General features: G+C 73.2%; 23 protein-coding genes. 11 read left to right on the forward strand and 12 right to left on the reverse strand.

Annotated elements, in window-relative coordinates; genetic code table 11:
- Positions 1–153 precede the first annotated feature (153 nt).
- From ABT129_RS32730 to ABT129_RS32740, 3 genes are all read left to right on the forward strand, one after another.
- Positions 154–1,155, forward strand: coding sequence for a carbohydrate ABC transporter permease (locus ABT129_RS32730; protein WP_351908888.1), 1,002 nt, complete (start codon positions 154–156; stop codon positions 1,153–1,155).
- 3 nt (positions 1,156–1,158) lie between these two features.
- On the forward strand, positions 1,159–2,064 hold the full coding sequence (locus tag ABT129_RS32735) for a carbohydrate ABC transporter permease (RefSeq protein WP_351908890.1): 906 nt from the start codon (positions 1,159–1,161) through the stop codon (positions 2,062–2,064).
- Between the two features lie 86 nt (positions 2,065–2,150).
- Positions 2,151–3,593: a GH1 family beta-glucosidase gene (locus tag ABT129_RS32740; RefSeq protein ID WP_351908892.1), complete on the forward strand. Its 1,443-nt coding sequence runs from the start codon at positions 2,151–2,153 to the stop codon at positions 3,591–3,593.
- Positions 3,594–3,659: 66 nt separating this feature from the next.
- Here ABT129_RS32740 and ABT129_RS32745 read toward each other — a convergent pair whose 3' ends face one another.
- Both ABT129_RS32745 and ABT129_RS32750 read right to left on the reverse strand, forming a co-directional pair.
- Positions 3,660–4,130 (reverse strand): hypothetical protein, encoded by a 471-nt coding sequence (locus ABT129_RS32745; RefSeq protein WP_351908894.1) that lies wholly within the window; start codon positions 4,128–4,130, stop codon positions 3,660–3,662.
- Between the two features lie 163 nt (positions 4,131–4,293).
- Complete coding sequence (locus ABT129_RS32750) at positions 4,294–5,016, reverse strand: IclR family transcriptional regulator (RefSeq protein WP_351908896.1); 723 nt, start codon at positions 5,014–5,016, stop codon at positions 4,294–4,296.
- 221 nt (positions 5,017–5,237) lie between these two features.
- On the opposite strand from ABT129_RS32750, the gene ABT129_RS32755 reads away from it, so the two are divergent.
- Positions 5,238–6,176 (forward strand): glycerophosphodiester phosphodiesterase, encoded by a 939-nt coding sequence (locus ABT129_RS32755; RefSeq protein ID WP_351908898.1) that lies wholly within the window; start codon positions 5,238–5,240, stop codon positions 6,174–6,176.
- 103 nt (positions 6,177–6,279) lie between these two features.
- On the opposite strand, the gene ABT129_RS32760 is transcribed toward ABT129_RS32755, so the two are convergent.
- From ABT129_RS32760 to ABT129_RS32770, 3 genes are read right to left on the reverse strand one after another with little or no spacing between them, the layout of a single operon-like run.
- A complete protein-coding gene (locus tag ABT129_RS32760; RefSeq protein ID WP_351908900.1) occupies positions 6,280–7,341 on the reverse strand; it encodes a CU044_5270 family protein in 1,062 nt (353 codons plus the stop codon).
- Positions 7,338–7,982, reverse strand: coding sequence for an RNA polymerase sigma factor (locus ABT129_RS32765; protein ID WP_351908902.1), 645 nt, complete (start codon positions 7,980–7,982; stop codon positions 7,338–7,340). The genes ABT129_RS32760 and ABT129_RS32765 overlap by 4 nt, the downstream gene beginning before the upstream one ends.
- A gap of 50 nt (positions 7,983–8,032) precedes the next feature.
- A complete protein-coding gene (locus ABT129_RS32770) occupies positions 8,033–8,533 on the reverse strand; it encodes an HD domain-containing protein (protein WP_351908904.1) in 501 nt (166 codons plus the stop codon).
- A 158-nt stretch (positions 8,534–8,691) separates the two neighbouring features.
- Between ABT129_RS32770 and ABT129_RS32775 the strand changes: the two genes are divergently transcribed.
- The gene (locus ABT129_RS32775; RefSeq protein ID WP_351908906.1) at positions 8,692–9,618 is read left to right on the forward strand and encodes a TIGR03564 family F420-dependent LLM class oxidoreductase; all 927 of its coding nucleotides are present in this window, start codon (positions 8,692–8,694) and stop codon (positions 9,616–9,618) included.
- Positions 9,619–9,676: 58 nt separating this feature from the next.
- Here the strand turns inward: ABT129_RS32775 and ABT129_RS32780 are convergent, their stop codons facing one another.
- From ABT129_RS32780 to ABT129_RS32790, 3 genes are all read right to left on the reverse strand, one after another.
- Positions 9,677–11,953, reverse strand: coding sequence for an MMPL family transporter (locus ABT129_RS32780; protein WP_351908908.1), 2,277 nt, complete (start codon positions 11,951–11,953; stop codon positions 9,677–9,679).
- Between the two features lie 128 nt (positions 11,954–12,081).
- Positions 12,082–12,786, reverse strand: coding sequence for a DUF2470 domain-containing protein (locus tag ABT129_RS32785; protein WP_351908910.1), 705 nt, complete (start codon positions 12,784–12,786; stop codon positions 12,082–12,084).
- Between the two features lie 120 nt (positions 12,787–12,906).
- Positions 12,907–13,182, reverse strand: coding sequence for a hypothetical protein (locus ABT129_RS32790; RefSeq protein ID WP_351908912.1), 276 nt, complete (start codon positions 13,180–13,182; stop codon positions 12,907–12,909).
- A gap of 134 nt (positions 13,183–13,316) precedes the next feature.
- On the opposite strand from ABT129_RS32790, the gene ABT129_RS32795 reads away from it, so the two are divergent.
- Genes ABT129_RS32795 through meaB form a run of 3 tightly spaced genes read left to right on the forward strand, consistent with a single transcriptional unit; the run spans position 13,317 to position 18,282 of the window.
- Positions 13,317–15,128 carry a methylmalonyl-CoA mutase family protein gene (locus ABT129_RS32795; RefSeq protein ID WP_351908914.1) on the forward strand — a complete coding sequence of 604 codons (1,812 nt, stop codon included), beginning with the start codon at positions 13,317–13,319 and terminating at the stop codon, positions 15,126–15,128.
- Positions 15,128–17,302 (forward strand): methylmalonyl-CoA mutase, encoded by a 2,175-nt coding sequence (scpA, locus tag ABT129_RS32800; RefSeq protein ID WP_351908916.1) that lies wholly within the window; start codon positions 15,128–15,130, stop codon positions 17,300–17,302. Before ABT129_RS32795 ends, scpA begins: the two co-directional genes overlap by 1 nt.
- Positions 17,299–18,282 carry a methylmalonyl Co-A mutase-associated GTPase MeaB gene (gene meaB / locus ABT129_RS32805; RefSeq protein WP_351908918.1) on the forward strand — a complete coding sequence of 328 codons (984 nt, stop codon included), beginning with the start codon at positions 17,299–17,301 and terminating at the stop codon, positions 18,280–18,282. Before scpA ends, meaB begins: the two co-directional genes overlap by 4 nt.
- 151 nt (positions 18,283–18,433) lie before the next feature.
- Here meaB and ABT129_RS32810 read toward each other — a convergent pair whose 3' ends face one another.
- Positions 18,434–18,784: a winged helix-turn-helix transcriptional regulator gene (locus ABT129_RS32810; RefSeq protein WP_351908920.1), complete on the reverse strand. Its 351-nt coding sequence runs from the start codon at positions 18,782–18,784 to the stop codon at positions 18,434–18,436.
- Between the two features lie 61 nt (positions 18,785–18,845).
- On the opposite strand from ABT129_RS32810, the gene ABT129_RS32815 reads away from it, so the two are divergent.
- Positions 18,846–19,757: an NAD(P)-dependent oxidoreductase gene (locus ABT129_RS32815; protein WP_351908922.1), complete on the forward strand. Its 912-nt coding sequence runs from the start codon at positions 18,846–18,848 to the stop codon at positions 19,755–19,757.
- A gap of 116 nt (positions 19,758–19,873) precedes the next feature.
- Here the strand turns inward: ABT129_RS32815 and ABT129_RS32820 are convergent, their stop codons facing one another.
- Together ABT129_RS32820 and ABT129_RS32825 are read right to left on the reverse strand one after the other, a co-directional pair.
- On the reverse strand, positions 19,874–21,070 hold the full coding sequence (locus ABT129_RS32820) for a nitric oxide synthase oxygenase (RefSeq protein ID WP_351908924.1): 1,197 nt from the start codon (positions 21,068–21,070) through the stop codon (positions 19,874–19,876).
- Between the two features lie 128 nt (positions 21,071–21,198).
- Positions 21,199–22,404, reverse strand: a complete 1,206-nt coding sequence (locus tag ABT129_RS32825) for a helix-turn-helix domain-containing protein (protein ID WP_351908926.1) — start codon at positions 22,402–22,404, stop codon at positions 21,199–21,201.
- A gap of 217 nt (positions 22,405–22,621) precedes the next feature.
- On the opposite strand from ABT129_RS32825, the gene ABT129_RS32830 reads away from it, so the two are divergent.
- The gene (locus tag ABT129_RS32830; protein WP_351908928.1) at positions 22,622–23,347 is read left to right on the forward strand and encodes a DUF4232 domain-containing protein; all 726 of its coding nucleotides are present in this window, start codon (positions 22,622–22,624) and stop codon (positions 23,345–23,347) included.
- A gap of 52 nt (positions 23,348–23,399) precedes the next feature.
- Here ABT129_RS32830 and ABT129_RS32835 read toward each other — a convergent pair whose 3' ends face one another.
- On the reverse strand, positions 23,400–24,197 hold the full coding sequence (locus tag ABT129_RS32835; protein WP_351908930.1) for a VOC family protein: 798 nt from the start codon (positions 24,195–24,197) through the stop codon (positions 23,400–23,402).
- Positions 24,198–24,604: 407 nt separating this feature from the next.
- Between ABT129_RS32835 and ABT129_RS32840 the strand changes: the two genes are divergently transcribed.
- Entirely contained in the window at positions 24,605–25,132 is a 528-nt protein-coding gene (locus tag ABT129_RS32840) for a hypothetical protein (RefSeq protein WP_351908932.1), read from the forward strand.
- The last annotated feature ends 113 nt before the right edge of the window (positions 25,133–25,245 follow it).

The following is a 25,245-nucleotide window of genomic DNA, read 5'->3' on the forward strand; positions in this document are numbered from 1 at the left end:
GCCACCCACCGGCAACTGCCTTGGTCAAACTTAATCAGTTGGGACCACAAAACCCCCTCCCTGTCGGGGGGGGGGGGGGGGGGCCCCCCCCCGGGGGGGGGCGCCCCCCCACCGTCCGCACCACCGCACGCATCGACCCGGAAGGACGCCCCCGTGGCCACCCCCGTTCGGGCGAGGCCGGACGGCTCCCCGCCGCCCGCCGCACCGCCCTCCTCCCCCGGCCCGCGCGGCCACCGCTCCTCCCCCCGCTGGCGCAGCACGCTCTACCGCTGGGACCTCAGGGCGATCCCGTACGTCTTCGTCGCCCCGTTCTTCCTCACCTTCGCCGCCTTCGGCCTCTTCCCGCTGATCTACACCGGCTGGCTCTCGCTCCACCGGGTCGAGCTCGGCGGTGACCCGACGTGGAAGGGGCTGGAGAACTACACCGACCTCGCGACCAGCGAGTTCTTCTGGAACGCGCTCGTCAACACCTTCACCATCGGGGTCATCTCGACCGTTCCCCAGCTGCTCATGGCCCTGGGCCTGGCGCACCTGCTCAACTACCGGCTCCGCGGCCGGGGCTTCTTCCGGGTCGCGATCCTCGCGCCGTACGCCACCTCGATCGCGGCGGCCACCCTCGTCTTCGCCCAGCTGTTCAACACCGACTACGGGATGATCAACGGCGTCCTGGGCTGGTTCGGCTTCGACCCGGTGAACTGGGAGTCGTCCAGGTGGCCGGCGCAGATCGCGATCTCGACGATCGTCACCTGGCGCTGGACCGGCTACAACGCGCTGATCTACCTCGCCGCCATGCAGGCCGTTCCGCAGGACCTGTACGAGGCGGCCTCGCTCGACGGCGCCTCGCGCTGGCGCCAGTTCGTCAGCGTCACGATCCCGTCCATCCGGCCGACGATCCTCTTCACCATCATCGTCTCCACCATCGGAGCCACCCAGCTGTTCGGTGAGCCGATGCTCTTCGGCGGCAGCGTCGGCATCAGCGGCGGCAGCGGCAACCAGTTCCAGACGCTGAGCCTGCTGATGTACGAGAAGGGGTGGATCACCGGCGCGCTGGGCCAGGCCTCCGCGATCGCCTGGGTCATGCTGCTGCTCCTGCTGCTCGTCGGCGGCGTCCAGGCGCTCGTCTCCCGCCACCACCGCAAGAAGCTGGGGGGCTGACCCGTGACCCGCACACTCGACCCGACCGCGTCCCGAGCCCCGTCGGCGAACCGCCCGGGACGGCGCTTCCGGCAGACGGCCGGCCGCCAGCACCACGCAGGACCGCTCACCTACCTCCTGCTCGTCGGGGCCGCGTTCGTCTCCCTCTTCCCGCTGTACTGGAACGTGGTCGCCGCCTCGCACACCGGCGAACGGGTCGTGGAGGCCCCGGCGCCGCTGCTGCCCGGCAACCGCCTGCTGGACAACCTGAGCTTCGCCTGGAACCAGGTCGACATGGGCGAGGCGCTGATCAACACCACGATCGTGGCGAGCCTGGTGGCCCTGTCCACCGTGCTGTTCTCCACGCTCGCCGGTTTCGCCTTCGCCAAGCTGCCGTTCCGGGGCAGGGGCGTGCTGCTCTCGCTCGTGGTCGCCACCATGACCATCCCGCCGCAGCTCAGCGTCATCCCGCTCTACCAGATCATCACGGACCTCGGCTGGTTCGACCAGCTCCAGTCGGTCGTCCTGCCCTCGCTCGTCGCCGCCTTCGGCGTGTTCTTCATGCGCCAGTTCCTGGTGGAGGCGCTGCCGACGGAGCTGGTGGAGGCGGCCAGGATGGACGGCGCGCACAGCCTCCGGATCATCTGGCACGTGGTCTTCCCGGTGGCCAGACCCGCCATGGCCGTGCTCGGCATGCTCGTCTTCGTCCAGGCGTGGAACGACTTCTTCTGGCCGTTCATCGCCCTCACCCCGGACGGCAACCCCACCCTGCAGGTGGCGCTCGCCGGTCTCGGCGCGGGCAACCACAGCGTGGACCACGCCGTCGTGCTGACCGGCGCCCTCATCTCCACCGTGCCGCTGCTGCTCGTCTTCGCCTTCCTGGGCAAGCACATCGTGGGCGGCATCACGGCCGGCGCCGTCAAGAGCTGACGGTTCCCGCCGCCCGCACTCCGCCCCCCTTCCGTACCGCACGACCGAACGTACCGACCCCGTACCCGCGTTGGGAGCGCTCTCCTATGACCGCGTCCGAAACCCGGCCGCTCACCGCCATCCGCTCGTTCCCGCCCGGCTTCCTCTGGGGCGCGGCCACCGCCGCGTACCAGATCGAGGGAGCGGCGGCGGAGGACGGCCGTACCCTGTCCATCTGGGACACCTTCTCGCACACCCCCGGCAAGGTCTTCGAGGGCCACACCGGCGACGTGGCCGTGGACCACTACCACCGGTTCCGCGAGGACGTCGGCATCATGTCCGAACTCGGCCTGAACGCCTACCGGTTCTCCGTCTCCTGGTCCCGGGTGCAGCCCACCGGCCGCGGCCCGGCCGTCCAGAAGGGCCTGGACTTCTACCGGGCGCTCGTCGACGAGCTGCTCGCCGCCGGGATCGAGCCGGCCCTGACCCTCTACCACTGGGACCTGCCGCAGGAGTTGGAGGACGCGGGCGGCTGGCCGGAGCGGGCGACCGCCGAGCGGTTCGCCGAGTACGCGGGGATCGTCGCCGACGCCCTCGGCGACCGGGTGAACCGCTGGACCACGCTCAACGAGCCCTGGTGCAGCGCGTTCCTGGGGTACGGCTCCGGGGTGCACGCGCCGGGGCGTACGGACCCGGTGGCCTCCCTGCGCGCGGCCCACCACCTCAACCTCGGGCACGGGCTCGCGGTGCGGGCGCTGCGGTCGGCGCTGCCCTCGGACCGGCAGCTCTCGGTCTCCCTCAACCTGCACGAGATCCGGCCGCTGACCGGTTCGGCCGAGGACCGCGACGCGGCCCGCCGGATCGACGCCGTCGGCAACCGGATCTGGCTGGGTCCGATGCTGGAGGGCGCCTACCCCGAGGACCTGATCGCCGACACGGCGCAGCTGACGGACTGGTCCTTCGTGAGGGACGGCGACACGGCGACCGCGGGGCAGCCGCTGGACCTGCTCGCGATCAACTTCTACGCGCCGACGCTCGTCTCCCAGGTCCGGGAGGGGGCGGAGAAGCCGCAGGACGACGGTCACGGCAACAGCGACCACTCGCCGTGGCCGGGCGCGGACGCGGTCGCCTTCCACCGGGCGCCGGGCGAGCGGACGGCGATGGGCTGGCCGGTCGACGCGAGCGCCCTGTACGACCTGCTGACCCGGGTGTCGGAGGCGTACCCCCGGCTCCCGCTGGTCATCAGCGAGAACGGGGCGGCGTACGAGGACGTGGTGTCCCCGGACGGTTCGGTGCACGACCCGGAGCGCGCGGCGTACGTGCACGCGCATCTGGAGGCGGTGCACCGGGCGATCGAGGACGGGGTGGACGTCCGCGGCTACTTCCTCTGGTCGCTCCTGGACAACTTCGAGTGGGCCTACGGCTACGCGAAGCGGTTCGGCGCGGTCCGGGTGGACTACGACACCCTGGAGCGGACCCCGAAGTCCAGCGCCCGCTGGTACGCGCGGGTGGCGCGGTCGGGCGAGCTGCGCGCACCCGGAGGCGACTGATCCCCGCATCGGGAGGAGGGCCGCGCCGGTCGCACCGGCGCGGCCCTCCCCCGTGCGGTGAATGGATCAGATGTCGATCACGCGGTAGCCGATGACGTAGACGCCGCCGGAGCCCTCCACGGAGCGCCACTGGGTCTCGGCGCCGACCTCGCTGCCCGTGACGAGCGTGGCGCCGAGCTTGTCGTCGCCGCTGGTCGAGTCGTAGTCCCAGAGGGTCAGGGTGCGGGCCTGCTGCTTGCCCAGGATCAGGGCCGCGTTGCTGTTGCCGTCGGCCATGGAGCGGACGTAACCGGTGCCCATGGTCTGGTACTTGACGCCGTTTCCGGGCCAGACCTTGACGGCGTTGCCGTTGGCGTCGGTGATCTTGAGGTAGGCCTCGTCGTGGTCGCCCTCGCTGTTCTTCTGGCAGTGCAGCTCGACGAGTTCGATCCGCACGTAGTCGATCGGCTCGGCCTGCGCGGTGCCGGCGAAGGCGGCGACTCCGGCGAATCCGAGAAGGGCGGTCGCGGCCGTTCGGGCGATTCGGTTCCTGCGCATGTGGTCCCCCCACACATCGGGTCACTCGCGTGACAGTGGTTCCGGCCCGCCGGTGCCGGCGGGGCCGGTGTGCCGTTCCCCCGGCACGACACCCACTGTGCCCGTCCGCGCCGCCCGGTTCTACGCGCGTTCCGCTGGCCGGAACAGGGCCGCTCGCCCGGGCTCAGGGCACGAGCGCTCTCGACGGCACCGCCCTCCGGGGCCCGCCCCCGGCGAGCGCGCGGCCGATCGCGGCGCCCGCCTCGGCGACGGCCCGGGCGAGCGGATCGAGCGGGCGGCCCGCCGGAACCAGGCCGGCCAGTGCCGCGACCGTACGCCCGTCCGGGGTGCGAACCGGCAGCGAGGCACAGCACACCCCGGCCATGACGTCCTCCCGGTCGAGGACCGCACCGCCCCGGAGCGGCCCCCGCAGGGCCTTCCCGGCGGCGGTGTCGAGGCGGAACGCGATGCCGTCCCGTACCGGGAGGAGCGGTTCGATGTCCCCGGGGACCGAGCCGACCGTGATCGCCATGTCCTCGCGGAGCACGGTGAGGACCACGCTCGCGCCGGTGGCGGCCCGGAGCCGCTGGAGCGGCAGCCGGGCGGCGCGGCGCAGTCCGGGGTGCGGCTCCCAGGCCTGGCCGAGGCGGTACAGCTGGGGCCCGACCCGGTAGCGGTTGCCCTTGCGCTCGACGGCTCCGAGGGTGACCAGTTGGTCGAGCAGCCGGTGGACGCTGCCCTTGGGCACCCCGCAGACCAGCGCCAGTTCGGTCACACCCGCCTCGTCACCGCTGCGGCGCAGGGCGTCGAGCAGCGCGAACGCGCCTTCGAGCACCCCCCGCCCGCGCGTCGGCGCTCCGCCCCGCTCCGGACCGGTGACGGGGTCCCGGTCCCCACCGGGCCGCACGCGGCGGTCCGGTGCTTCGCCTTCCGGCCGGATCCCGTCTCCGCCCGGCGCACGTCTCTCTCCGGTCTCCATGAGTCCCCCCGACTCCGCACGCCCGGCCGTGGTCCCCCGATGGCTCGGCTCCGGGCACACCCCCACGATGCCGCAGTCCGGGCGATTCCGGCCAAGGGCTCGTGCCGCCCGTCGTGTCGCGGAGGGGGCGCCCCTTAGGGTGAGCCGACATGAGAGACGCTCACCCGCCCGCCGCCCGGTCCCGTCGGCGCGGAGTCGCCGGCCTGGTCGCCGTGGCCACCGTCGTGGCGGGGCTCGCGACCGCGTTCGTCGTCGCCGCCCCGCCCTCGCGGTCCGCGCCCCGCCCCGCCGCGGAGGTCGCGGCGGAGGCGAAGGCCGGTGCTCCGGCGAGCCCGTGGATGCGCCGCGCCGGGACGCCGCCGACCGTGATCGCCCACCGGGGCGCCTCCTCGGCGGCCCCCGAGAACACCCTGGTCTCCGACGAGGTGGCGCGGCGCGGCGGGGCGGTCTGGATCGAGAACGACGTCCAGCCCAGCAAGGACGGCGTGCCGTACATCCTCCACGACACGACCGTCGACCGGACGACCGACGGTACGGGCGCGGTCCGTTCCCTGACCGCGGCCCAGCTGGACGCGCTGGACGCCGGCTCCTGGTTCGCGCCCGCCTACACCGGCACCCGGGTGCCGACCCTCGCCGCCCAGCTGGCGGACCTCCGGGTGCGCGGCGGGAACCTGCTCCTGGAGATCAAGGGCCGGCACAGTCGCGCCGAGGTGGCCCGGATCGTCCGGGAGATCCGGAACGAGGGCATGACGGACCGGGTCTTCGTCCAGAGCTTCGACATCCCGTCGCTGCGGTACGCCCGCGAGCTGGCGCCCGAGCTGCCGCTGGGCCTGCTGCGGAGCGCCCTCGACGCCGACCCGGTGGCGCTCGCCGAGGAGCTGGACCTCGCCGCGTACAACGTCTCGGACGCGGCGCTCGCCACCCGGCCGGCGGTGGTCGGCGCCCTGCACGCGGCGGGCGTGGCGGTGAACGTCTGGACGGTGGACACCCCCGCCCGCTGGGCTGCGCTGGAGGCGCTCGGCGTCGACGGGATCATCACCAACCGCCCGACGGAACTGGGCGGCTGGTCGGCCGGCCGGACGCGCTAGACCACGTGCGGGGCCGCGCCGTGGGCCGCCTCCGGGGTCGGGGGCCGGTCCGCGTGGTGGGCCGCCCCCGGGGCGGCCCGGCGCGTGGCCCCGGCGCGTGGTGCTACGGCGTGGCCTTGATGTCGTCGACGAAGGCCCGGACCATGACGGCGTTGGTGGAGATGACGGTGCCGGGCTTGATGAGCCCGCCCTCGTGGTCGTCGCCCACCTGGACCGTGCGCTCCCCGAGGTACGTGTAGGTCTCGCGGTCGAAGATCCACTCGGTGCGCTGTCCACCGGTCTCGTCGAACCGCGCGACCGCGATTCCCTTGCGTCCGGCCGCGTCGGTGGCGCTGTCGACCAGGACGACGCCGGGGATCTTCGCGGCGGCCTTGTAGAGGGCGGCCGTCAGCTTCGGGGACGGCCAACTCCCGCCGAGGAGGTCGCCGATGGTGGTGAAGGCCTGCTGGTCCTTGGTACGGCCCTGCCCCTCGGTCTCCTTGTAGATCTTCCGCAGCAGCGCGTCGGGATCGGTGGGGAGGGCGGCGAGGTAGTCGAGGGTCGGCGCGCCGAGGTGCGGCTTCGGGGGGTTGCCCGTCTCGTCGGGGCCCGCCAGGGTGATGCCCTCGGGTTCGGTGGCGCCGGGCTCGATCAGCCAGCCTTCGCGGCCGTCGGGGGACATCCAGGTCTGCCGGGTGTGCAGGGGCACGCTGACGACGCTGGTCACGTCGCCCACGGTCCTGAGGTGGGTGCCGGCGGACCGCGACTCGATGTAGACGTACTGGCCGGCGCGGCTGTGCGGGGCGTCCGCCCCGGCGGCGGCGAGGGAGATCCGGTCGAGGAGCCGGGGCGCTCCCTTGGCGTCCACGGTGCCGAGCGAGGTGGTGAGGACGGGGCCGGTGGCGCGGTCGCCGGGGCCGGCGGCGCCGTCGGGGGTGAGGAGGAGGACGCCGACGGCGAGCGCGCCGGCGAGGACGGTCGCGGCCGGGAGGAGGATCGCCTTCCGCAGGAAGGGGTTGCGGGCGGGGCGGGCCGCGGCGGCGAGGCGGTCGTCGTGGATCTGGTTCATCAGGCGCTCCTTGTGGAACTGGTGGCGGCCCGGAGGAAGGTCGTGTTCCTCGATGGCCGGGAGGCCTCCGCTCTCCTGCCGGTTCGCCGTTCGGGGCTGGTTCGGGTCGGGGTTCATCGGATTCCTTCCTGCGCGGGCCGGACCGCGTTCACGCGATCACCTGTTGTCTGTCGGGGGCGGGGGGCGGGTTCCCGTTTTTCGCGGGCGAGTTCCTCCTCGGTTCCGATCCGGAGTTTGGCGCGGGCGCGGGAGAGCCGGGAGCGGACGGTGCCGACGGGGACCCCGAGGGCCTGGGCGACCTCGGTGTAGGCGAGGCCTTCCCAGAGGCAGAGCACGAGGACCTCGCGTTCGGTGCGGCGGAGCGTGCCGAGGGCGCGCAGGGTGGCCGCGATGCGGCGGCGGTCGTCGACGCGGCCGGCGACCTCGGAGGCGTGGTCGGGCACCGAGGCCTCGGACGGTCCCGCCGAGGCGTACGCGGCGGCGGCGGCCCGGTAACGGCGGTTGCCGCGGCAGTGGTTGCGTGCGACGTTGGTGGCGACGCCGAGGAGCCAGGGCCGGACGGATCCCCCTTCGGGGTCCACCTTGCCCCGGAGCCGCCAGGCCTCCAGGAAGGTCGCCGACATGACGTCCTCGGCGACCGACCAGTCACCGGTCAGCCGGAAGGCGTGGTTGTAGACGCTCCGGGCGTAGGAGTCGAAGAGTTCGGCGAAGGCCGAGGGGTCCCCGTCCCGGATGCGTGCGCGCAGGTCGATGTTCACGTCTCTCGTCTGTCCGGCCCCCGGTTCGGGTTCCCGTGACCCCGGTCACATCAGGGGGTGAGTTCGTCGAGGAGGTCGGGGTTGACGACGCGGAGGATCGTCGCGATGTCGGCGGGGTCGGCCGCCGCCCACAACACCCCGCGCGCCGCCCGGTACTTGGCGGCGAGCCGTTCGCGCTGCTCGGGCGGGAGCGCGGCGGACCGGTCCGCCCGGCTGTTGTGGGCGTTGTCGGCGATCTTCACGAGGGTGGCGTCGGGGTCCTCCGTGATGCGGCGGATCTTCTCCTCGTACGCCGTGCCGGGCCGGTTGGTGACGGCGTCGACGATGGCGACGACCCGGTCGGGGATCCCGGCGGCGCGGAGTCGCCCGGTCGTCCATTCGGTGTCCTCGACGATGTCGTGGAGCAGTCCGGCCATGGCCAGGTGCGGGCCGAGCGGCGCCAGGCCCGCGGCGACCGCGCGGACGTGTGCGACGTAGGGGACGCCGGTCTTGTCGGTCTGTCCGGCGTGCGCGCGGTCGGCGAGCGCGTCCACCTCGGCGAGAGTCTTCATCGCACCATCATCGCGGGGCGGGGCGACCGCCCCCGCGCCTCCCCCGGCCGGCCCCGCCCGCCGGGTCGCGCGGAGCGGCGGGCGGACCGGCGGGCGTGCAACACACTCTTCACACACCGGCGGGAATGGCGTTCCCGGACGGGCGGGTTGCCGGGTACATGACTCTCGGAGTAACGCTCGGTTCGACCGCCGTCCAGCGCACGATCGACAGCACGGTCCGGCTCGCGCGGGAGGCACGCGACGCCGGCCTGCACTCGGCGTGGTTCGGCCAGACCTTCGCGTACGACTCGCCGTCGCTGGCCGCGATCGTGGGGCGCGAGGTGCCGGGTCTCCAGGTGGGGACCTCCGCGATCCCGGTCTTCGGCCGCCATCCGCTGCTCGTCTCCAGCCAGGCGCAGACCGCGCAGGCGGCGACCGGTGGGCGCTATCACCTCGGGCTCGCGCTCGGCACCAGGCATCTGACGGAGACCGGCTTCGGCATCCCGTACGAGCGGCCCATCGGCCTGCTCAGGGAGTTCCTGACGGCCCTGCGGCCGCTGCTGGAGACGGGCAGCGCCGACTTCCACGGGGAGCTGCTCACCGCGACGACCCCGTACTCGGCGGCGGTGCCGGGCGCCGATCCGCCGGTTCCGGTCCTGGTCGCCGCCATGGGTCCGCAGGCCCTGCGTGTCAGCGGCGAACTGGCCGACGGCATCCTGCCCTTCCTGGCGGGGCCGCGTGCGCTCGCCGAGCACATCGTGCCGGCCGTGACCGCCGCCGCCACCGCGGCGGGCCGCCCGGCGCCCCGGATCGTGGCCCTCGTCCCCGGCGTGGTCACGGCCGACGCCGGGGCCGTACGGGAGAAGGCGCACGAGGCGCTCGCGCTGTACGAGCGCATTCCGTCGTACCGGCGCGCGATCGAGCTGTCCGGGGTCTCGCGGGCGGCCGAACTTGCCGTGATCGGCGACGAGGAGACCGTCGCCGCGGAGGTGCGGCGCTACCGCGAGGCGGGGGTGACGGAGGTGGTGTTCACCGCGACGGAGCTGGGTGGCGAGGACGACCGGCGCCGTACCTGGAAGCTGCTCGGCGAGTTGTCGCGCGGCTGAGCCCCGGCCCGGCCGGGGCCCGTCGTCGCCGCCGTCGCCGCCGTCGCGCGGCCGGGTCTCAGCTCTTCTTCGGCGCGGCCGGTTCCGGCTCGCTGTCCCCCTCGCCCTCGGTGTCCAGGTGCGGCAGGATCCGGTCCAGCCATCTCGGGGTCCACCAGGCGTGCTTGCCGAGGAGGGTCAGCACGGCGGGCACCAGGAGCAGGCGGACCACGGTGGCGTCGATGAGGACGCTGGCCGCGAGGCCGAGGCCGAGCATCTTGACGACGATGTTGTCCGAGACGATGAACGCGGCGAAGACACTGACCATGATCAGTGCGGCGCAGGTGATGACCCGGGCGGTGATCTCCAGGGCGTGGGCCACGCTGGCCTTGGAGTCCCCGGTGCGCAGCCAGGCCTCGCGGACGCGGGACAGCAGGAAGATCTCGTAGTCCATGCTCAGGCCGAAGACGATGGCGAACATCATCATCGGCACGTAGCTCTCGATGGGCACTTTGCCGGAGACTCCGAGCGCGGGCCCGCCCCAGCCCCACTGGAAGACGGCGACGACCACGCCGTACGAGGCGGCGATGGAGAGGACGTTGAGCACGGCGGCCTTCACCGCCACGAGCAGTCCCCGGAAGACGATGAGGATGACGAGGAAGGCGAGCGCCACGACCACGGCGATGATCAGGGGGAGCCGGCTGGAGACGATGTCGAGGAAGTCGACCTGGGCGGCCGTGGTGCCGGTGACGTAGGTCTGTGCCTCGGTGCCTGCCACCGCCTGCGGCAGCACGTCCTGGACGAGGTGGTCGGTGAGCTGGGTGGTCTTCTCGTCCTGGGGGGAGGCCACCGAGTAGGCGGTGCCGACCAGGATGTCCCCGTCGGAGGTGGTCTGGAGCGGGGTGATGGAGGCGGCGTCCGGGACTCCGGTGAGCGCCTGCTTGAGTTTGTCGGCGAGGTCCGCCCGGTCGGCGGCGGGCACGGCCGACTGGTCGACGACGAGGGTGAGCGGCCCGTTGGCGCCGGGCCCGAAGGCGGTGGAGATGAGGTCGTAGGCGCGCCGGTCCGTGAACGACTTGGGGTCGGCCCCGTCGCCGATGTGGCCGAGCTGGATGAAGAGCAGCGGGAAGGCCAGGACGAGCAGCACCAGGACTCCGCCGGTCAGGAACCACCATGGGCGCTTCTCCACGCGCTGCGCGTAGCGGTGCCAGGTGCCGTGCGCGGGCGCTCCGGGCTCGGCGTCGGTCTCCGCCACGGGCTTGCGGACGTGGTAGCGGTCGATGCGCTTCCCGACGAGCCCGAGCATGGCCGGGACGAGGGTGAGGGCGGCGAGGACGGCCGTGACGACCGTGAAGGCGGCCGCCAGGCCCAGTTTCCCGATGAAGCTGACGCCGGAGACCCACAGGCCCGAGAGGGCGATGATGACCGTGCAGCCGGAGACCAGGACGGCGCGGCCGCTGGTGGTGGTCGCGAGGCCGGCCGAGTCGGCGGGATCGTGCCCGTTCATGAGGTTCTGGCGGTGGCGGGTGATGAGGAACAGGGCGTAGTCGATGCCCACGCCGAGGCCGATCATGGTCGCCAGGGTGGGTGAGACCGTGCCGAAGGTGAAGGCGGCCGCCATCAGGCCGAGCAGCGCGAGGCCGCAGACGGCTCCCAGGAGGGCCGTGATCAGGGGCAGGACGGCGGCGATGACGCTGCCGAAGCCGATGAGGAGGACCACGATCGCGACGGCGAAGCCGATGGCCTCGCTGGTGCGGTCGTCGGCCTCCGGCCGGGCGAGTTCGCCGAGCGTGCCGCCGTACTCGACGGTGACGCCGGCGCCCCGGAGCGGCTGGACAGCGGCGTCGACGCCGGGCAGGTAGCCGGTGCCGAGGGTGGAGGGGGGCGCGCTGAAGCGGACGGTGATGTAGGCGGTCTTGCCGTCCGTGGACAGCGGGCCGGTGTTCGGGACCCCGGCCGGGGGCGCCGGCGGGGTGGTGCCCGGCGGCGGCAGCGGGTTCTGCGCGCCGAGGACGTCGGGCAGTTTCTCCAGGGCGGCGACGGTCGAGTTGACGGCGGACGCCTCGTCCGTGAGCGGCCCCGAGGGCCTGTTCAGGACGATCTGGGCGGCATAGCCGCCGGCGGCGGGATCGTGCGCCTGGAGGACGTCGAGGCCCTCCGTCGACTGCACGCCGGGGAGGTCGAAGTCGTCGGAGTACTCGCCCCCGACGGCCCTGTCGGTGATCTGCAGTCCCACCATCGCCGCCAGCCAGAGGGCGATGACGACGATGAAGTGACGGGCGCACCAGTGGCCGAGTCGGTACAGGGCGCCTTTGGGCGGTGCCGGCCGGCCAGTGGCCGGGCTTCCTGCGTTCATGGCGAGGCCGTGTCCGGTAGGGAAGTCCCCGAGCGGTCCCCCGCACCGACCGAGCGCGCGGGTCTACCCGTCCATTGTTGGCCCGCCGCGCCGCTCCGGCATCTCGGCCGGGGCGGGCGGGCGTTCGCTCAGGTCAGCAGCCGGTTGGGGTGGGAGGAGCGACGGGCGGCGGCGAGGAGGGCGTGGATCCGGGGAGCGGCCTGGTCGATGTCGGTGACGGGGGTGGGGAAGGGCAGCCGGACGTCCTGGTGGCCGGTGGGGTGTTCGAGGCGCAGGGTGATGCCGTACCGGTCGAGGGCGACGGGGAGGGCGCGGACCATGTCCCGTTCGGGGCGCGGGCGGACGAGGCGCAGCAGGAGGGGGACGAGCTCGCCGTGGCTGTCGACGAGGTGGGTGAGCATGGAGGCCTCGCAGGAGGCCATCGGGTCGATGTCGGTGGCGTGGAGCTCTTCGAGGGTGACGAAGCTGCGGCCCTCGGCGTCCTCCAGGAGGGCCTGGCCGAACTCCATGCAGATGCTCGTGGCCGACTCGGGTTCGTAGGGGGCGGCGAGGAGGCCCGTCAGGGTGACGCGGGCCCGCAGCCGGTCGCGCACGGGGGTGGGGGCGATGTCGGTGAACTCCAGGCGCACGGGGGTGCGTGCGGCGTGCCCGGCGTGGCTCTCCTCGGAGGGGTCGTGCAGGTGGATGTGTCCCATGGGCCCGGTCCCGTCGAGGAGGTGCACCTCCTGGTGGACTCCGTCGGAGACGACCGTCATCGAGTGGGCGGCGGCGAGGATCGATCGCACGCGCTCGGCGGGGGTGGGTCGTGTGACGCGGGTACTGAAGGGACGCATCCGAGTTCTCCCGGGACAGGTGACGGAGACACTGTTACTTAGGTAAGCCTAAGCTAACTTACGAACCCCGGGAGCCGGAAGGGGGGCGCCGGGAGAGGAGATGCCCCCGAACCGGGTGAATCAGGGCGTGTCGCCCGACCAGTCGAAGCGGAGCGCGTCGCCGGGGCGCGGGTCGTACAGCGAGCGCCCGTCGGCGCCGTACCGGCCCAGCTCCGTCTCCAGCGCGACTCCGGCCCCCAGCGCGTCCGGCGCCCGGTCGGTGACGTCGAGCAGCAGCCCGTCCAGCGGGCCGCCGACCAACTCGGCGTAGACACGCCCGGGCCGGGGGCCCGGACGGGGGTCGTCGTGGTCTTGGCCGTAGACCCGGCCTCTCAGCAGCTCCTCGTCCCTGTCCATGGGACCCAGCGTCCCAGCCGCCACTGACAACGCCCCGAACCGCGCCCACCACATCGAACGCCTCAGGTCGAAGAGAAGAAGGTCACAGTCGTACGCCCTCCTGCTCCTTTGTCGATCTCCCCTAGCATCCGAGCATGACGGTCCTGCCTGACGACGGGCTCTCCCTGGCGTCCGAATTTCCCGACGCGCCACACGAACAGTGGCAACACCTTGTGGCAGGTGTCCTGCGCAAGTCCGGCAAAGAGGTCTCCGGCGACGCCGCCGAGGACGCCCTCTCCACGCTCCTGGAGGACGGCCTCGACACCCGTCCGCTGTACACGGCACGCGACACCGCGCCCGACACCGGACTCCCCGGCTTCGCGCCCTTCGTGCGCGGCGGACGCGCCGAGGGCAACACCACCGGCGGCTGGGACGTACGCCAGCGACACCTCGCCGCCGACGGCGACGCGGTCCTCTCCGACCTGGAGAACGGCGTCACCTCCCTCTGGCTGGGTGTCGGGGGCGCCGGCATCCCGGTCTCCTCGCTCGACACGGTCCTCGACGGCGTCTACCTCGACCTGGCGCCGGTGGTCCTCGACGCGGGCGCCGAGACGGAAGCGGCCGCCGAGCGGCTCCTCCGGCTGTACGAGGAGCGGGGCGTCGCCGACGACGCGGCCCTCGGCAACCTCGGCGCCGACCCCCTGGGCCACGAGGCCCGCACCGGCCGCGCCGCCTACGACCTCGCCTCCGTCGCCGGACTCGCGCGCCGCTGCGCCGACCGGTACCCCGGCGTCCGCGCCCTGACCGTGGACGCCCTGCCGTACCACGGGGCCGGCGGCTCGGCAGCGCAGGAGCTGGGCTGCTCGCTCGCGACGGGCGTGGCCTATCTGCGCGGTCTGACCGAGGCCGGGCTGAGCGTCGCCGAGGCGTGCACGCAGCTGGAGTTCCGGTACGCGGCGACCGCCGACCAGTTCCTGACGATCGCCAAGCTCCGCGCGGCGCGCCGGCTCTGGGCCCGGGTGGCCGAGGCCTGCGGCGTCCCGGAGGCGGGCGCGCAGCGCCAGCACGCGGTGACCTCGCCGGTGATGATGACCCGCCGCGATCCGTGGGTGAACATGCTGCGCACCACGGTGGCGACGCTCGCCGCCGGAGTGGGCGGCGCCGACAGCGTCACGGTGCTGCCCTTCGACGAGGTGCTCGGCCTGCCCGACGCGTTCGCGCGCCGGATCGCCCGCAACACCTCCACCGTCCTCATCGAGGAGTCCCACCTCTCCCGGGTGATCGACCCGGCCGGCGGCTCCTGGTACGTGGAACGGCTCACCGACGAACTCGCCCACGCCGCCTGGGAGTACTTCCAGGGCATCGAGCGGGCGGGCGGCCAGCAGGCCGCGCTGCGGTCCGGGGCGATCGGCGAGCAGCTGGCCGCCACCTGGTCCGCGCGCAGCGCGAAGCTCGCCACCCGGCGCGAGCCGATCACCGGCGTCAGCGAGTTCCCGAACCTCGCCGAGAAGCCCGTCGACCGGGCCCCCGCGCCCGAACAGCCGACCGGCGGGCTCCCCCGGGTCCGGCGCGACGAGGCGTACGAGGCCCTCCGTGCCCGCTCCGACCGGCACCTGGCGGCGACCGGCGCCCGGCCCCGGGTCTACCTGGCCGCGCTCGGCCCGGCGGCCGCGCACTCGGCCCGGGTCACGTTCGCCGCGAACCTGTTCCAGGCGGGCGGCGTCGAGCCGGTCACCGACGGCACGTTCGAGGAGAGCGGCGCCCGCGAGGTCTGCCTCTGCTCCAGCGACGCGGTGTACGAGGAGCGGGCCGAGGCCGTCGCGGCCGAGCTGCGCGCGGCGGGCGCCGAGCACGTCCTCCTGGCCGGCCGCCCGGGGGCGTACCCCGGTGTCGACACGTACCTCTTCGCGGGCTGTGACGCCGTCGCCCTGCTCTCCACCGCCCTCGACCGCATGGGAGTGTCCTGATGTCCATCCCCGACTTCACCGGGATCGCGCTCGGGGCGCCCACCGCCGACGGCGGCCCCGAGGCGTGGCGGTCGGCCGTCAAGAAGGCCACCGGCGGCGACGACCTGCTCTGGGAGACCCCGGAGGGCATCGGCGTCAAGCCGCTGTACACCGGGCAGGACCTGGAGGGCCTGGACTTCCTGGACACCCGTCCGGGCATGGCCCCGTACCTGCGGGGCCCGTACCCGACGATGTACGTCAACCAGCCCTGGACGATCCGTCAGTACGCGGGCTTCTCCACGGCCGAGGAGTCGAACGCCTTCTACCGGCGCAACCTCGCCGCCGGCCAGAAGGGCCTGTCGGTCGCCTTCGACCTGCCGACCCACCGCGGCTACGACAGCGACCACCCGCGCGTCACCGGTGACGTCGGCATGGCCGGCGTCGCCATCGACTCCATCTACGACATGCGCCAGCTGTTCGACGGCATCCCGCTGGACCGGATGACGGTGTCGATGACGATGAACGGCGCCGTGCTGCCGGTCCTCGCGCTGTACATCGTGGCCGCCGAGGAGCAGGGCGTACCGCCCGAGAAGCTGGCCGGGACCATCCAGAACGACATCCTCAAGGAGTTCATGGTCCGCAACACGTACATCTATCCGCCGGGGCCCTCGATGCGGATCATCTCCGACATCTTCGCCTACACCTCGCAGCGGATGCCGCGCTACAACTCCATCTCCATCTCCGGCTACCACATCCAGGAGGCGGGTGCGACGGCCGACCTGGAGCTGGCGTACACGCTCGCCGACGGCGTGGAGTACATCCGGGCCGGGCGGGAGGCCGGGCTCGACGTGGACGCGTTCGCGCCGCGCCTGTCGTTCTTCTGGGCGATCGGCATGAACTTCTTCATGGAGATCGCGAAGCTGCGCGCCGCCCGGCTGCTCTGGGCGAAACTCGTGAAGCAGTTCGACCCGCAGAACGCCAAGTCCCTGTCGCTTCGCACCCATTCGCAGACCTCCGGCTGGTCGCTCACCGCGCAGGACGTCTTCAACAACGTCACGCGCACCTGCGTCGAGGCGATGGCCGCCACCCAGGGCCACACGCAGTCGCTGCACACCAACGCCCTCGACGAGGCCCTCGCCCTGCCGACGGACTTCTCCGCCCGCATCGCGCGCAACACCCAGCTCCTCATCCAGCAGGAGTCGGGCACCTGCCGGACCATCGACCCGTGGGGCGGCAGCGCGTACGTCGAGAAGCTCACCTACGACCTCGCGCGCCGCGCCTGGCAGCACATCCAGGAGGTCGAGCGGGCCGGCGGCATGGCCAAGGCCATCGACGCCGGCATCCCCAAGCTCCGGGTGGAGGAGGCCGCGGCCCGCACCCAGGCCCGGATCGACTCCGGACGGCAGCCCGTCATCGGCGTCAACAAGTACCGGGTGGCGACGGACGAGGAGATCGACGTCCTCAAGGTCGACAACTCCTCCGTGCGCGCCCAGCAGATCGCCAAGCTGAAGCGGCTGCGCGAGGAGCGCGACGAGCAGGCCTGCCAGGACGCGCTCGCCGCGCTCACCCGGGCGGCCGGCGGCGAGGGCAACCTCCTGGAGCTGGCCGTGAACGCGGCCCGCGCGATGGCGACCGTCGGCGAGATCTCCGACGCCCTGGAGAAGGTGTACGGACGGCACGCCGGCCAGATCCGTACGATCTCCGGTGTGTACCGCAACGAAGCAGGCGAGTCCCCCTCCGTGGAGCGCACCCGGGCCCTGGTGGACGCCTTCGGCGAGGCCGAGGGACGCCGCCCCCGCATCCTCGTCGCCAAGATGGGCCAGGACGGCCACGACCGCGGCCAGAAGGTCATCGCGACCGCCTTCGCCGACCTGGGCTTCGACGTCGACGTCGGCCCGCTGTTCCAGACCCCCGCCGAGGTGGCCCGCCAGGCCGTCGAGGCGGACGTGCACATCGTCGGGGTCTCGTCGCTGGCCGCGGGACACCTCACGCTCGTGCCGGCGCTGCGGGAGGAACTGGCGGCGGAGGGCCGCGAGGACATCATGATCGTGGTCGGCGGGGTGATCCCCCCGCAGGACGTGGCGACGCTCCTGGAGATGGGCGCGGCGGCCGTGTTCCCGCCGGGGACGGTGATCCCCGACGCGGCCCACGACCTGGTGACGCGTCTGTCGGCCGACCTCGGGCACGAGCGGTGATCGATCTCGACACGTACGTACGGGGCGTACGCGAGGGGAGGCGGGCGCTCGTCGCCCGCGCGATCACCCTCGTCGAGTCGACCCGTCCGCAGCACCGGGCACTCGCCCAGGAACTCCTGACGGAGCTCCTTCCGCACAGCGGGAACGCCGTGCGGATCGGGATCAGCGGAGTGCCCGGTGTCGGCAAGTCGACGTTCATCGACGCGTTCGGGACGATGCTGACGGGGCTCGGCCACCGGGTCGCGGTGCTCGCCGTCGACCCCTCGTCGAGCCGGACCGGCGGCTCCATCCTCGGCGACAAGACCCGGATGGAGCGCCTCGCCGTCGACCCGGCGGCCTTCGTCCGCCCCTCCCCCACGGCCGGGACGCTCGGCGGTGTCGCGAAGGCGACCCGCGAGTCGATCGTCGTGATGGAGGCCGCGGGGTACGACGTCGTCCTCGTCGAGACGGTGGGCGTCGGCCAGTCCGAGACCGCCGTCGCCAACATGGTCGACTCCTTCCTGCTGCTCACCCTGGCCCGCACCGGGGACCAGCTCCAGGGCATCAAGAAGGGGGTCCTGGAGCTCGCCGACGTCGTCGCCGTCAACAAGGCCGACGGCCCGCACGCGCACGACGCCCGCGCCGCCGCCCGCGAACTCGCGGGCGCCCTGCGGCTGATGCACGGCGCCGACTCCTTCTGGACGCCGCCGGTCCTCAGTTGCAGCGCCCGGGAGTCGGCCGGTCTCGACGAGGTCTGGGGGCGCCTCGAACAGCACCGCGCGCTGCTCGACTCCACCGGCCGTCTCACGGCCAAGCGCCACGACCAGCAGGTCGACTGGACCTGGACCATGGTCCGCGACGAACTCCTGCGCCGGCTCCACACGGACCCGGCCGTGCAGGAGCTCGCGCCCGCCCTGGAGAAGCGGGTCCGCGCCGGCGAGCTGACGGCGACCCTGGCCGCAGAACGCATCCTCGAAGCCTTCGGGGAGCCGCGCGGCTGACACGGCCGACCACCGCAAAGGGGGGGCCTCCTCACCGGGAGGCCCCCCTTTCGCGTACCTCCGGGTACCCACTTTTTTGTGCGTACTTGTCGGGGGCGCGGCCCGCGGGCGAAGCTGGGAGCAGCCCGGAGGAAGGGAGAACCCAAGGGCCTCAGACCGCGGCGGGCGCGGCCGCGATCCGGTCGATCCGACGGTACCCCCAGTCGGACAACGGGCCGAGTGCGGCGCAGAGTTCGAGCCCGAAGCCGGTCAGCGAGTAGACGGTCTTCGCGGGCAGGACGTCGTACACCTCCCGGTGCACGAGCCCGTCCTCCTCCATCTCGCGCAGGGCCTGGGTCAGCACCTTCTCGCTGATCTCGGCCAGCTTCCGGCGCAGTTCGCCGGGGCGGTGCGGGCCGGACTCCAGCAGCCACAGCAGGTGGGTCTTCCATTTGCCCTCGATGACCACGATCGCGGCGCTCACTCCGCACACGTTCGTGTCCTGGGCCCGGGCGCGTGACATCCGCGTCCTTCTCCTTCCTCCGGGAACTTCTCGACACCTCTTTCTACAAGGGAGTTCACCCATGTCTTCTTCCCCCTCCCCCGTGTCCGCCTCCTCCGGGCAGGACGCGGCCGTCACCGTCATCGGGCTCGGGCCGATGGGCCGGGCGCTCTCCGCCGCCTTCCTCGCGGCGGGCGTCCGTACGACCGTCTGGAACCGGACACCGGGCCGGGACGGCGAACTGGTCGCCGCCGGTGCCGTGTCGGCCGCGAGCGCCGAGGAGGCGGTCGCCGCGAGCCCGCTGACCGTGGTCTGCCTGGTCAACTACGACGCCACCGACTCCGTGCTGCGGCAGGAGGCCGTGACGCGGGCGCTCAAGGGACGGACCCTGGTCAACCTGAGCGCCGACACCCCCGAGCGGGCGAGGGACACCGGGCGCTGGGCCGACGAGCACGGCATCGGCTACCTGGACGGCGCGATCATGACCCCGACGCCGACGATCGGGAACCCCGAAGGGGTGTTCCTGTACAGCGGCCCCGAGGCGCTCCACGCCGAACACCGTCCGGTGCTCGACGCGTTGAACGGCACCCACACCCACCTCGGCGAGGAGATCTCCCGGGCCGCGGCCTTCGACATCGCGCTGCTCGACATCTTCTGGACGTCGATGGCGGGTTACGTGCACGCCCTGGCGGTGGCGCGCGCCGAGGGCATCTCGCCGACCGAGCTGGCCCCCTTCGCCCAGGGCATCGGCGCGATCCTGCCGCCGCTGTTCCAGGAGTGGGCCGAGGACGTGGAGCGCGGCGACTACTCCGGCGAGGGCAACCCGATCACTTCGGGGATCTCGACCATGGCGCACGTCGTGCACGCCTCCGAGGCCCATGGCATCGAGGCGAACGTGATGCGCTCCATCGAGGGGCTGGCCCGCCGGACGGCGGCCCTCGGCCACGGCACGGAGGGGTTCACCCGGGTCGTCGAGGTCCTGGGCCGCCGCTGACCGGTCGGCCGGGAGGGCACGCGCCGACTGCGGCCCGTGCACGGCGAACGGGCGGGGGACGGGCACGGCCGCACGGACGAGCGGGGACTCACCCACCGGGACTCACCCACGGGGGCTCACGTCCGGGCGAGGAAGGCCGGGCGGAGGGAGGGGTCGACCGGGTCGTAGTACCGGTGGAAGACCGGGGTGGCCCCGCCCGAGACCGGGGGGACGATCCAGCTCCAGTCGGCGGGCGTCTCCCTGCCGTGGCGGCTCTCCTGGGCGATGTGGCGGAGGAACCGCCGGGACTCGGTGTGGTGGTCGGCCATCGTCACCCCGGCCTCCTGGAAGGAGTGCAGCACCGCCACGTTGAGTTCGACGAGCGCGCGGTCCCGCCACAGCGTCCGCTCGGTCGACCGGTCGAGCCCGAGCCGGTCGGCCACCTCGGGGAGGAGGTCGTACCGCTCGGCGTCGGCGAGGTTGCGGGCGCCGATCTCGGTGCCCATGTACCAGCCGTTGAACGGCGCCGCCGGGTACCGTACGCCGCCGATCTCCAGCGTCATGTCGCTGATCGCCGGCACCGTGTACCAGCGCAGTCCCAGCTCCGCGAACCAGGCGTGGTCGGGATGGCTGAATTCCACCTCGCGGACGGCGTCGTCCGGCAGCTCGTACCACTCCGGCCGCGCGTCGGGGAACTCCCGCACCATCAGCGGCAGCACCTGGAAGGGGCCTCCGTCCCGCTTCCACCCCAGATCGCGGGCGCGGGCGGTCGGGGCCGCGCCACGCGGGTCCCCCTTCCAGCGCCCGTCGGGCTCCTGGTGTCCGGCGTAGCGCACCAGCTGGTCGTTGACGATCCGGGGCCCGGGGCGGCCCGGCCGGTCCGGGGCGAACACGGTGATCACCGGCCGGATCCTGCCGCCGTTGCCGGCGAGCCTCAGGTGCTCGAAGCACTCGGCGGCGATGGCGTCGGCGGACGACACGTGGCGCAGGTCGCGCACGACGAGACTGCGCCAGTAGAGCCTTCCGATGCAACGGGCCGAATTCCGCCACGCGACGCGGGCGCCGAAGGCGAGTTCGGCCGGGAAGTGCTCGTAGCCACCGGTGCGGTCGATCGCGTCGAGGACCTGGCGGACACGGCTCTCCACGTCCCCGGCGTCCGGGTGTTCGTGGTGGAACTGACGGATGAACCGTTCCGCCTGCCCCCGGTCCGCGAGGTGCGACCCCGGGACCCGGCTCTCGGGCGCGGGGGCGGCGTGGGCGAGGTCCCCGGACGTGTAGGGGCAGGTCCCCGTGGTGGGGGCGGACTTCCGGCGGCGGCTCAGGCTGAAGATCAAGGTGTTCCCTCCCGGCGTCCATGACTACCGTATGAACACATCCGGGCGCGGAGAGTATGTGAATCTCCGTCCGGGGCGGCGGCGCCGCTGGTACGGTGCCGCCCCCGGCCTCCCGCCGCCGACGGGCGTCAGGGGAACTGCCCCGCGCCGCCGTCCTCGAAGTCGGTCCATTCGGTGCCGCCCAGGGGGAAGGCGTAGGCGGGCCGGGTGAGGTTGCCGCTGGTGCGGAACGGCCTGCCGTCGTCGTCGATCCGGACCGTGCCGCGCCGTGTGCCGCTGCTCCAGACCAGTTCCAGGTACCAGCTGACGTCGTGCGCGCGGGCCCGCGCGGCCACGAAGAAGACCTCGGGGTCCGACTCGCTGACCGAGTACGGGAACGCGCGCTGGCCGGCCGCCGGGGCGGCGCCGGGCCGCGGGGCGTCGAGGTCGACGGCGAAGGACTTCGTCGACACCTGACCCCCGCAGCCGACGCCCATCACGTAGTCGTTCCAGGCCAGGGGCGCGCGCTTGGACACGAGGCGGACGTGCAGCGCCTCCAGCACGACCGTCCGCGCCCCGGTGCCCTGCACGGTCAGCCGCATCAACTGGTCCCCGCTCGGCACCGCGTCGAGGGCGGCGACCCACGCGGGCGCGTCCTGCTCCATGGGTGGCGGCGGAACCTGCTCGGGCTGACGGTCGACCAGGTAGTGCTGGCTGCAGGGGTTTTCCCAGGTGTGCGGCGCGGTGGCGACGGTCGGCGCGGCCGGCTTGTCGTCGGAGCCTCCTGGCCCGGCCGTCGCCGTCGTCCGCCCCGGGGCGTCACCGGCGCGCGCCCGGTCCCCGCCGGTGTCACCGCGCGTCAGGCCCACGACGAGCGCGACCGACGCGGCGGTCGCGGCGACGGCCGTACCGACGAGCACGGCGGTACGACGGAGCCGGCGGCGGGAGGGGGCCTGCGGGCCGGGCGGGGGCTGCGGTCCCGGCTCGTTCGCCTCCGCCGTCGTGGGGCCGGCGTTCGTGGGGCCGACGTCGGCGGAGTCGACGTCGGCGGAGTCGACGTCGTTGAGGCCGGAGTCGGTTGGGTCACCCGCCGGGCCCGCCGCCGGTCCCTTCCGGCCACGGGTCACGTCCGCCCGCACCCACAGCCGGTGCAGCTCGACGAGCTCCTCGGGGGTCGCACGGCACAGCCGCGCGAAGCGCTCCACGGGCGCGTACTCCACGGGTACGGCGTCCCCGTTCACGTAACGGTGCAGGGTGGAGGCGCTCAGGTGGAGGCGCTTGCCGAGGGTGCCGTAGCTCAGCCCCGACCGCTCCTTGAGCTGCCCCATCAGCGCCGCGAACGCGTCCCCCGCCACCGTTCCACCCTCTCCCCACGTTCCGAACCGGCATCCCAGGAAGGGACGTCAGCGCAGGTCAACGCCGTGAAATCGTTCCAGCATCCCGTACCGCCCGGCGGGAGCGGTACCTGGAACGGATCTTCGCACAAGCTGTGCTCGGAGCGGCACGGCCACGGCGGACACCCCGGGCCCCGACCGCCCGACCCATTCCGATCCACCCTTCGAAGGGACCCTCATGTCCGGACGCACCACCCGCACCCGTCTCCTCGCCGTCACGACGCTCGCGGTCGCCTCGCTCGCCCTCACCGCCTGCGGCGGCGGCACGAGCGTGGCGCAGGACGAGGGGCCGGCCACCACCTCCGGGGCGCCCGCCGCCTCCGCCACGCGGTCGGCCACCACGCCCCCTTCGGACGCGCCGCCCACCACGTCTCCCGTGACCGCGGCGCCCACGTCGGCCCCGGCGCCGAAGCCGACCGCCGGCCGGACCGGGGGCACCACGAAGCCGAAGCCGACCGGGACGGGCACGTCCACCGGCGCCGGAGGCACCGGTGGCAGCCGTCACCCGGCGTGCGGCGCCGGGAACACCCGGACCACCGCCACCCCGGTCTCCCGCCCGCTCAACCACCTGCTGCTCACCGTCACGAACAGCGGATCCGCCCTCTGCGACCTGGTCGGGTTCCCGATCGTCCGCTTCGGCGAGGCCCAGTCCGTACCGCCGGTCGACGAGTCGACCAAGCCGCAGGCGGTCGTCACCCTCGCCCCGGGCGAGTCCGGCTACGCGGGGGTCATGCTGGCGTCCGCCGACGGCAGCGGCGGCCACGGCTCCACGGCGACGAGCCTCACGGTCCTGTTCGGCGACGACACGGCCTCGAAGCCCCGGCTGCCCGCGAAGGGCGTGTACGTCGACAGCTCGCTGCGCGTGACGTACTGGCAGCACGGTCTGGACGACGCCCTCAACTGACCACCGGCCGCGCGGCGGCGGGGCGGGATCGGCGGCCGGTGACGGCGGCCGGTCAGCTCTGTTCGCCCGCGAGGACCACGAAGTCGGCGTTCGACGGGTCGAGGCAGACGGCGAGCCGTCCGACGCCCGGCACGTCGTCCGGCCCCATCTGGACGCTGCCGCCGTTCCCGACCACCTGGGCGACCGCCGCGTCGCAGTCGGTCACGGCGAAGACGGGGTGCCAGTACGGCCGCCCGCCGTTCAGGGCGAGGTCCTTCTCGTCCATCCCCATGACGCCGCCGTGCATGCGCTCCTCCGGCAGTCCGGCCGGGGTGACGACGCTGTACGGGCCCCCGCCTCCGGGCATCTCCATGTCGCCGTACCACCAGCCGAGGACGCCGCCGTAGAACTCCTTCGCGGCTGCCGCGTCCGTCGTGTACAGCTCGGTCCAGGAGAGCGAGCCGGGCTCGTCCACCAGGTCGACCCCCTTGTTCGTACCCGGCTGCCAGACGGCGAACTGGCCGCCCTGCGGGTCGGTGTACTGGGCCATCCGGCCCCACTCGTCGAGGTCCATGGGCGCGACGCGGACGGTGCCGCCCGCCTGCTCCACGGCCCGGGTCGTGGCGTCCGCGTCGGCGACGCTGTAGTAGATCATCCAGGCGGAACGGGCGCCCTCCTCGGTGAGCTTGCCGAGTCCTGCGACGGTCTTCCCGTCCTTCTTGAACATCCCGCCTTCCATGTCCTCGCTCTCCCCCATGGACTCGTACTCCCACCCGAGCACGGCGCCGTAGAACGCGGCGGCGGCGGGGACGTCGGGGGCGCCGAGGTCGAGCCAGCAGGGGGAGCCGGGTACGTAGTCGGTGGTGATCATGGCAGTGGCCTTTCGCAGATCAGGTACGCCTTCAGCCTTGCACCGGAGACCGCCCCTCGCGCGTCGGCCGCCCGGGCGGGCCGGTGGCCTGCGCCCGGCCCGGGCGTCGGATCTCGGCCCCGTGGCCGGGAGTCGGCGGCGCGGCGCCCCCGCGAGCGGTTCCCGGCGCGCGGAAAACTGATGCGTACGCGCCAATACCCCGTCCGCGCTCCAGGGGCGCACGGAGCGTCGGAGCCGGCGCCCGCGCACGCGCCGCACCCGCCGCAGCGTGCGCGGATGCGCACCCACAGCCACCACCACACTTTCGCCGCAGCGTCTTCACGTGACGCACACTTTCGGCCGTCGGCCGGTCCGGGGCGCCGCGCCGAGGCAGACGCCGGACGGGCCCGGTCCCTAGCCTCCCGGCCATGCGATCACAGCCCATGAGACGCCTGGGTCTCACCGCCGTCCTGGCCCTGCTCCTGACCCTCTTCGGTCTGGCCCCCGCCGCGAGCGCCGCCGAACCGGCCTCCGCCCAGCTGACGTTCACCACCGACGCCGCGACCACCACTCCCGGTGGCACCGTGAACCTGTCGATGACGCTCACGAACAACAAGACCTACGACGTCTGGTTCGTCTACCAGACCATCGACCCGACCTGGCTGACCACCCAGCGTCCGGACCTGAAGTACGCGTTCACCGGCTGTTCCCTCGCCGGCCCCAGCGGCAGCACCGCCTGCTCCGGTACCGGCCCGGCCAACCTCGGCGCCAACTACGGAGCCACCATTCCGCCCGGTCAGAGCCGCACCGTGACCCTGACGCTCCAGATCGCCCCGGACTCCGGCTGCAACGGCAACATCGGCTTCTACTCGTACTTCTACGCCGAGTTCAGCGACACCTCCAGCGTCACCGGCGGCCCGGTCTACACGCCGGAGACCCGCGTCCTCTGCGCCTGACCCACACAAGCCGGGCTCGGCGCGGCCGGAAACCGGCCCTCGCCTTTTCCGGACAACCGGTCTGAACCAATGACAGTTCCACAGCGCTCCACCGGCGGGCTCACGAGTCCGCC

Source organism: Streptomyces sp. NPDC002057 (genome assembly GCF_040296665.1).
Taxonomy (GTDB): domain Bacteria; phylum Actinomycetota; class Actinomycetes; order Streptomycetales; family Streptomycetaceae; genus Streptomyces.

Excerpts from the sequence above, each read along its gene's own strand:
- ABT129_RS32740 (WP_351908892.1), top strand. The coding sequence starts at position 2,151 with ATGACCGCGTCCGAAACCCGGCCGCTCACCGCCATCCGCTCGTTCCCG.
- ABT129_RS32745 (WP_351908894.1), bottom strand. The coding sequence starts at position 4,130 with ATGCGCAGGAACCGAATCGCCCGAACGGCCGCGACCGCCCTTCTCGGA.
- ABT129_RS32755 (WP_351908898.1), top strand. The coding sequence starts at position 5,238 with ATGAGAGACGCTCACCCGCCCGCCGCCCGGTCCCGTCGGCGCGGAGTC.
- ABT129_RS32760 (WP_351908900.1), bottom strand. The coding sequence starts at position 7,341 with ATGAACCCCGACCCGAACCAGCCCCGAACGGCGAACCGGCAGGAGAGC.
- ABT129_RS32770 (WP_351908904.1), bottom strand. The coding sequence starts at position 8,533 with ATGAAGACTCTCGCCGAGGTGGACGCGCTCGCCGACCGCGCGCACGCC.
- ABT129_RS32775 (WP_351908906.1), top strand. The coding sequence starts at position 8,692 with ATGACTCTCGGAGTAACGCTCGGTTCGACCGCCGTCCAGCGCACGATC.
- ABT129_RS32780 (WP_351908908.1), bottom strand. The coding sequence starts at position 11,953 with ATGAACGCAGGAAGCCCGGCCACTGGCCGGCCGGCACCGCCCAAAGGC.
- ABT129_RS32785 (WP_351908910.1), bottom strand. The coding sequence starts at position 12,786 with ATGCGTCCCTTCAGTACCCGCGTCACACGACCCACCCCCGCCGAGCGC.
- ABT129_RS32790 (WP_351908912.1), bottom strand. The coding sequence starts at position 13,182 with ATGGACAGGGACGAGGAGCTGCTGAGAGGCCGGGTCTACGGCCAAGAC.
- ABT129_RS32795 (WP_351908914.1), top strand. The coding sequence starts at position 13,317 with ATGACGGTCCTGCCTGACGACGGGCTCTCCCTGGCGTCCGAATTTCCC.
- scpA (WP_351908916.1), top strand. The coding sequence starts at position 15,128 with ATGTCCATCCCCGACTTCACCGGGATCGCGCTCGGGGCGCCCACCGCC.
- ABT129_RS32810 (WP_351908920.1), bottom strand. The coding sequence starts at position 18,784 with ATGTCACGCGCCCGGGCCCAGGACACGAACGTGTGCGGAGTGAGCGCC.
- ABT129_RS32815 (WP_351908922.1), top strand. The coding sequence starts at position 18,846 with ATGTCTTCTTCCCCCTCCCCCGTGTCCGCCTCCTCCGGGCAGGACGCG.
- ABT129_RS32830 (WP_351908928.1), top strand. The coding sequence starts at position 22,622 with ATGTCCGGACGCACCACCCGCACCCGTCTCCTCGCCGTCACGACGCTC.
- ABT129_RS32835 (WP_351908930.1), bottom strand. The coding sequence starts at position 24,197 with ATGATCACCACCGACTACGTACCCGGCTCCCCCTGCTGGCTCGACCTC.
- ABT129_RS32840 (WP_351908932.1), top strand. The coding sequence starts at position 24,605 with ATGCGATCACAGCCCATGAGACGCCTGGGTCTCACCGCCGTCCTGGCC.